Annotated in this window: 3 protein-coding genes and 5 pseudogenes; 7 read left to right on the forward strand and 1 reads right to left on the reverse strand. The window is 51.6% G+C overall.

All coding sequences use genetic code 11. The features are described from left to right. A partial coding sequence (locus tag G614_RS34755; RefSeq protein WP_207637844.1) for a transposase zinc-binding domain-containing protein occupies positions 1–228 on the reverse strand: 228 nt, incomplete at its 3' end. Between the two features lie 406 nt (positions 229–634). Between G614_RS34755 and G614_RS0123220 the strand changes: the two are divergent. From G614_RS0123220 to G614_RS28775, 7 genes and pseudogenes are all read left to right on the forward strand, one after another. Further along, positions 635–1210 (forward strand): annotated as a pseudogene (locus tag G614_RS0123220) (DNA-binding protein); the annotation flags it as partial. 307 nt (positions 1211–1517) lie between these two features. After that, the gene (locus G614_RS0123225; protein WP_027643805.1) at positions 1518–1874 is read left to right on the forward strand and encodes a hypothetical protein; all 357 of its coding nucleotides are present in this window, start codon (positions 1518–1520) and stop codon (positions 1872–1874) included. Beyond that, positions 1867–2564: pseudogene (locus G614_RS28765) on the forward strand (antirestriction protein ArdA). The gene G614_RS0123225 and the pseudogene G614_RS28765 overlap by 8 nt, the downstream one beginning before the upstream one ends. Positions 2565–2622: 58 nt before the next feature. After that, positions 2623–3404 (forward strand): annotated as a pseudogene (locus G614_RS28770) (DUF6674 family protein). An 87-nt stretch (positions 3405–3491) separates the two neighbouring features. Further along, positions 3492–3959: a PcfB family protein gene (locus G614_RS0123240; protein ID WP_027643806.1), complete on the forward strand. Its 468-nt coding sequence runs from the start codon at positions 3492–3494 to the stop codon at positions 3957–3959. Next, positions 3956–4579: pseudogene (locus G614_RS0123245) on the forward strand (type IV secretory system conjugative DNA transfer family protein); the annotation flags it as partial. The gene G614_RS0123240 and the pseudogene G614_RS0123245, both read left to right, overlap by 4 nt. A 687-nt stretch (positions 4580–5266) precedes the next feature. Beyond that, positions 5267–5974 (forward strand): annotated as a pseudogene (locus G614_RS28775) (reverse transcriptase domain-containing protein); the annotation flags it as partial. Between the last annotated feature and the right edge of the window lie 356 nt (positions 5975–6330).

Below are 6330 nucleotides of genomic sequence, written 5' to 3' on the forward strand. Positions count from 1 at the left end.
CCTGTCATTGGAATACTTAGCGCCGCAGGAGGGGCAAAACTTGGAGTGGCAGCGAAAAGGAACGAACTTGAGGTTACCGCAATGGGGACAACCATACATGGCGCCACCATAAGAAGGATCCCCGCAGTTAATGACCTTATCAATGTTTTCCATGACGACAGGTCTGGGTTTTATATCGTATTCAATGATTTCGTAATAGTCTCTGAGCATCTTCTGAATCACATTCATGAGATTATTATGGAATAAAATGACGCAAAAAACAAGCCCTAATTCCCCTCATGAATGAGGGGCTAGGGGAGTTGAGGTGCCGAAGGCACTTTCTTGTGCCAATATGAAGGAGGTTAATTGAATGGCAGATGATAAAAAAGATTTGAAGCCGGAGGAACAGACCAAGAACGGCCCCGCCTCTCCCGAACAGCAGCCCCCCGGCAAGGACGCGCCGCCCGCCAAAGAGGCCGTAGGTTCGCCCCCGGCAAAGGAGGCCCCGGCCCCCGAAATGGACAGCGGCCCGAAACAGGAAAAGACGGACGCGGCAGGCCCCGCGGATAAAAGCCGCCCCGGAAACGTCATTGATATTTCCGGAGCTATGATTGATAAAATCGTTGCGGAGAAAGAAAAGGCGGCAAAGGTGACGGAGGCCCTTCCCAGTGAGCGGGCGAAGGCCCTGAAAATGCAGTTGGAGGCCATCAAACATCAGGGAGCGCGGGAGACTTCGGGCCAAATTGACCCGAAGGAGGCCGGAAAACGCTCCAATGAGATTGTGGCCCTCCGCAACAAAATGACGGTGAAACAGGTTCAGCGGTATATTAAGCTCAACGACCTTGTGCCGGAGCTCTCAAAGGTCATGGACGAGGGCCGGATAAAATTCACTCCCGCTGTGGAGCTTGCCTATATCGCACCGAAAAATCAGCAGTATATCGCCGTTGCCATTGACGCGCAGCAGTCGGCCCCGTCTCTCTCGCAGGCACAACGTATGCGGGAGCTCGACCAGAAAGGCGTGCTCAACGGTGATGTGATTGATGGAATTATGCTGGAAGAAAAGAAGGAGGTAGACAAAGTGATTATCAACGGTGCAGAGCTGGAAAAGTATTTCGGGAAGGAAAAGACCCCGCAGGAAATGAAGGAGCAGATCATCAAACTGCTGGACGACTGGAAGGGCAAGCAGAAGGAACACGCGAAACCCGAGAAAAAGGCGGAGAAGGAGAAATAAGACCGGGCTTCGGGCCAAGTTGCCCCGAGGTTCCTGCCTAAATGCGGGGCTCTGCCCCGCGCCCCGAAGCTCAAAGGATATAATATATTCCCCGTCGCCATGGTCTGTATAGCGCAACCGGGGAAGGCAGTCAAGGGTGGCGCAAGCGCCACTGCCTGCGGCGGCGAAGCCCTTGACAGCCTTTCCCGGTTGTGCTTGTAGTAGTCAAGCGACGGGGATATATATTCCTTTGAGTCGTTCCCCTTCCCACGGGAAGGGGCGGAGGGGATGGGCTCCCTATTAAGCGCAAACAGGAAGGAGGAACCCCATGAAACGACCTTTAGCATACATCACCGCCGCGTGGACAGGCGAACACAAGGCCGACACGGAACAGGCGGCGCAGTATTGCAGGGCGGTCTATGAGGCCGGATTTTCCCCGGTCTGCCCCCTGCTCTACCTGCATTTGTTCTTGAATGACGATATTCCCGAGGAACACAAAAGCGGGATTGACATTTCCCGCGATATGCTCCGCCGGGCTCATGTACTGGTGGTGTGCGGCAACGGTATGACAGAAGATGTGAAGAACGATATTGCCGTTGCTGGGCGGCTCAACATCACAGCAACCACCCTGGACGGCATACTGACCGTGAAAGGCAAGGGCCGGGAGGCTCGGTGCGATGATTAACGCCTATATTGGCAATCTCGGCAAATACAATGAGGGGATTCTCGCGGTGGAACCGTTGAGATTTCCCGCCTCAACTGAGAAAGTACAGGCCATACTTTCCAAGATTGGCGTGGACGGTATACGGTATGAGGAAATTTTTATTGCCGATTATGAAACTAATGTTGCCGGACTGCGAAACCATTTGGGAGAAGGCGAAAGTATTGACGAACTGAATTATCTTGCCTCCCTACTGGACGGACTGGACAACGGCCAGAAGGCAAAATATGAAGCCGCCCTCTCCCTCGGAGAATATACCGGGAGCGTTAAGGATTTAATCAACCTGACCCAAAACCTTGACTGCTACGAATTTTACCCAGAGGTACAGAATGAGGAAGAATTGGGGCGGTATCTCATTGACGAGTGCGGAGCCCTTGACGTGCCAGAACATATCAAAGACTATTTTGACTATGAGGCATACGGACGGGATACGTTCTTAAACACGACAAGCGATTTTGCGGCGGGCGGCTATATCGAGAACAACGGAGTCCCTTCATGGAACACTATGACGGGGAGGTTCCCGAGGAATACCAGATATTTTCCTATGCCGAGGAACCCCGCCGCTCCATTCTCGAAGCACTGAAACAATTCCGGGAGGCCCCGCCCCCGGAACATGGCAAAACAGCAAAGGCCGCGACCCATGAGGAACGGTAGACCTCGGGCCAACTTGACCCGAGGTTTTTTGCTGGCCGGACGAAAGGAGGTGTGAATATTGCCAAAAAAGAAAGCGCCCGCCGTGGAAACGCCGATAGCTGAAAATGAGTATGTAAAAGAACTGCTGGCCCTGCTGAAAGAAAACCAGTCCCCGGCAGGAAAAGAACTGTTAGAGGCTATCGGGCATGTTTCCGAAATGGAAAAACAGCTTGCCAGTGCGGTTGACGAGCTGAAAGCCATGCGGCAGGATTTGGAGAAAATGAAGAACCCCCCGTTAAAATCAGCCCTGCAAAAATCAATCGTTGTCCTGCAAGACCGTATTCTTGCCCTGCGTGACAGTCTTGCGGAGCTGAAAGCCGGTATCATTGAGGGCTGTAAAAATACGCTGGCCGCTGTGAAGGAACGTGGAATTTCCGCGCTGGATCACGCCGCCCGGTTCTTCCATATCAAGCCGGGGCTGACAGCCCTGCGGAACAACATCAACGAAGGCATACAGGCGGACGAGAAGGCCATTTCCAGAATAGAGGCCGTAAGCGCCGAGTACCACGAAGCCGGGCGGCATGTGAAAAATATAGGCCGGGCCCTGATGGGGAAGGAGGCCGTACAGGAGGCGAAGGCCCCCGGCAAGCTGGCAAGACGGTACAGGCCCCCTACCGGGCGGAACGGGCCTGTTTCCTTGCGGCCCGGAACAGTCTGGATAAGGCAGTTGCCAGTCTTGAACGGCTGGAACGTGCCGCCGAAAGACAGCCTTCTATCTTGAAAACCATGCAGGAGCACAAGACAGCAAACCCGCCGAAGAAGGAAAAGACAGCTCCGACGGCGGCACATGACAGGCGGTAGACCTCGGGCCAAGTTGGCCCGAGGTTTCCCATATCCCCGGGGGCCTCCGGTTTTAACCCGCGGCTCCCGGATGGGAAGGAGGTATCAATGGAAGAAGAAGTATCAAGAAAGACTGTGGCTATATCCGTACAGGCGGCAAAGCTGACGGGCCGGGTGCTGTTCATGGCGTGCCAGAAGTTTCTGGCCGGAGTACAGAAACACAACCGGGACGCGCTCACGCCCCACGGGCGGCAGAGCGTGAAACAGCTCATGGGCCACGCCGGACAGTCCAACAGTATCCAGCTAAAGGGGGACGCCCGCCTGTTTGACCGGGTGGCCCGGAAATTCAATGTAGACTATGCGTTCCACAAAGTAGGCCCGAAGGACTATCTTCTGTTTTTCAAGGCGGGACAGGCCGACGCCATCACGGCGGCATTTTCCGAGTATACCAAGCGGGTGATGGCCCGCCAGAACGACAAGCCCTCTATCCGGCGCGGGCTCCGGCAGGCTATGGGCCGTGTCAAGACCCGGCAGAAGGAACGGGAAAAAACCAGAGAGGCGGTGCAGGAACGGTGAACGCCAAAATCAAAAAACATGTGGTTCCCAACCTCCCGTACCTGTTTATTTTCTGGTTCTTCTGCAAGGTGGGGACAGCCTACCGCCTCGCGGCGGGGGCGGACTTCGGCGCGAAACTCATTGGCATGATGAAAACCGTTGGCCCGGCCTTCGGGACGGTAGCGCCGGGCCTCGCTGGTTTCGACCTGCTGATGGGGCTTGTGGGGGCCGTAGTGCTCCGTCTGGTAGTCTACAACAAAGTGAAGAACGCAAAGAAATTCAGGAAGGACGTGGAATACGGTTCGGCCCGGTGGGGAACGGCCAAAGACATAGCCCCATTCATAGACCCGAAGTTTGAAAACAACGTGATACTGACCGGGACGGAATTTCTTACGATGAACACCCGGCCCAAAATCCCGGCCAACGCCCGAAATCTCAACTGCTGTATTATCGGTTCGTCCGGCTCGGGAAAGACCCGGTTCTGGCTGACCCCGCAGCTCCTTCAAGCTCATTCCTCGTATGTGTGCGTAGATCCGAAAGGCGGTGTCCTCTCCCAAGTGGGCCATTTCCTGCAAAAGAGGAAGGGTTATAAAATTAAGGTGTTCAACTCGGTGGATTTCCGAAAAAGTATGCACTATAACCGTGCGACTTGTTCGCCGCTGAAAAGGCGGCGCACAGCGCTGTTTTTAATCAGTTCTGTGAACTGATAATTCGAGAGGTGGAATGATAGGGTAACGCCTTGAAACGCCTCCCCTGATACTCCGGCATGCGTCATCACCCTGTGATGAGGTGTGAAGCCCGGTAAAGTCGGCAGAAAGGTGCCGTAGCAGGTAACGCTGACGAAACCTGTCCAGAGGTGGACAGCGCACCCCATATGCCGGGGGTCTATAAAATACCTATGGTGAGAATGGCAGCAATGCCTGACGAAACTCCCGAATGTAAAGGTCTAAAAGTGCCACATACAGAAATGTATGTGTGGGTTCATGCCCAGACAGTGCGGTTTAGTAGGAATGGTTGTTACGAACCACCGTGATGTGCTACAGGCACATGCAAGCTGTCAGGCTTAGAGGGAACACCTAAGGGTATATATGTACAGATAGAATTATCGGAACAAGGAAAGGCAGAGAATCCTATGGATAATCCGGCGAAGAACAATAAGCGGATGAATCTCTGCTGAAAGGTCGTGGTCGAACTGTCGATGTTGCCTGCGAAAAAGAGGGCGACGGAGGAATGGCCACAAGTCAGGCAGAAAATCAGCAGTACACACTCTCTAATCATGCAGTCGAGTAAGAATAAGAAATTGTCACTCGAATCAATGAAATGGGGTGATGTACATGACACAAAAAGCTAAAAAAAGAAGTAAATTGCGCTATGCGGAATACTATGACATGCAAAACATCTTTGATGAACTGTATGTAAAAAGTAGAGATGGAGAAATATTTAATAATCTCGTAGAAATCATTGTGGCACCAAATAACATCATGCTTGCTTTCAGAAATATCAAAAGTAATGATGGGAGCCATACCGCTGGCACAGATGGGAGAACGATAGAATCCCTGGCAGATATGCCAGAAGAAGATTTTGTCTCTCTTATTCAAAAACAGTTTACAAGGTATGTGCCAAAAACAGTAAGGAGGGTAGAGATTCCCAAACCAAATGGGAAATTAAGGCCGTTAGGTATACCGTGTATCATAGACCGGATTGTACAGCAATGTATATTGCAGGTCATGGAGCCAATCTGTGAAGCAAAGTTTTATGAACATTCATACGGCTTCAGACCTTGCAGGAGCGCTGAAAACGCAGTCTCCTATGCCTATGGACTGGCCCAAAGGAATAAACTCCACTATGTAGTAGACGTAGATATAAAGGGCTTCTTTGATAATGTAAACCATAGAAAGCTGTTACAGCAAATATGGACGTTAGGTATACGGGACACCAAACTGATTCAGATAATCAAAGCAATGCTGAAAGCGCCAATTCAAATGCCAGATGGAGAAATTTTATATCCGGACAGGGGAACCCCTCAGGGCTCTCTATGCAAAGCTTAGCATAACGAACCTTGAACAAAATCGCTGCGCGATGGCCTGCCAAGGTTACGCATAGCGATTTTTCTTTTTCATAAAAAAGCAGTAGTAAATGAGTCCTGAATAAGGTATTGTTAACTCACCACAAACCAACAAACCTTATAGATATAGGAAACATCACTACTGCTATGGACAAAATCATACCATGTATCCGCTCTGTAGGCAAGCGGTTTTATAATGCCCGTGCACCTCCATAAATGACAGGAATTTATCGGTTACTAAAATCTAACATTATGGAGGGCGTTTTCATGAACGAAAAATATCTTCTCAGGCTGCAGGATGACCTGCGGCTCAAAAACTTTACCCAG

The sequence above is a fragment of the [Clostridium] clostridioforme AGR2157 genome (assembly GCF_000424325.1).
Classification (GTDB): domain Bacteria; phylum Bacillota; class Clostridia; order Lachnospirales; family Lachnospiraceae; genus Enterocloster; species Enterocloster clostridioformis_A.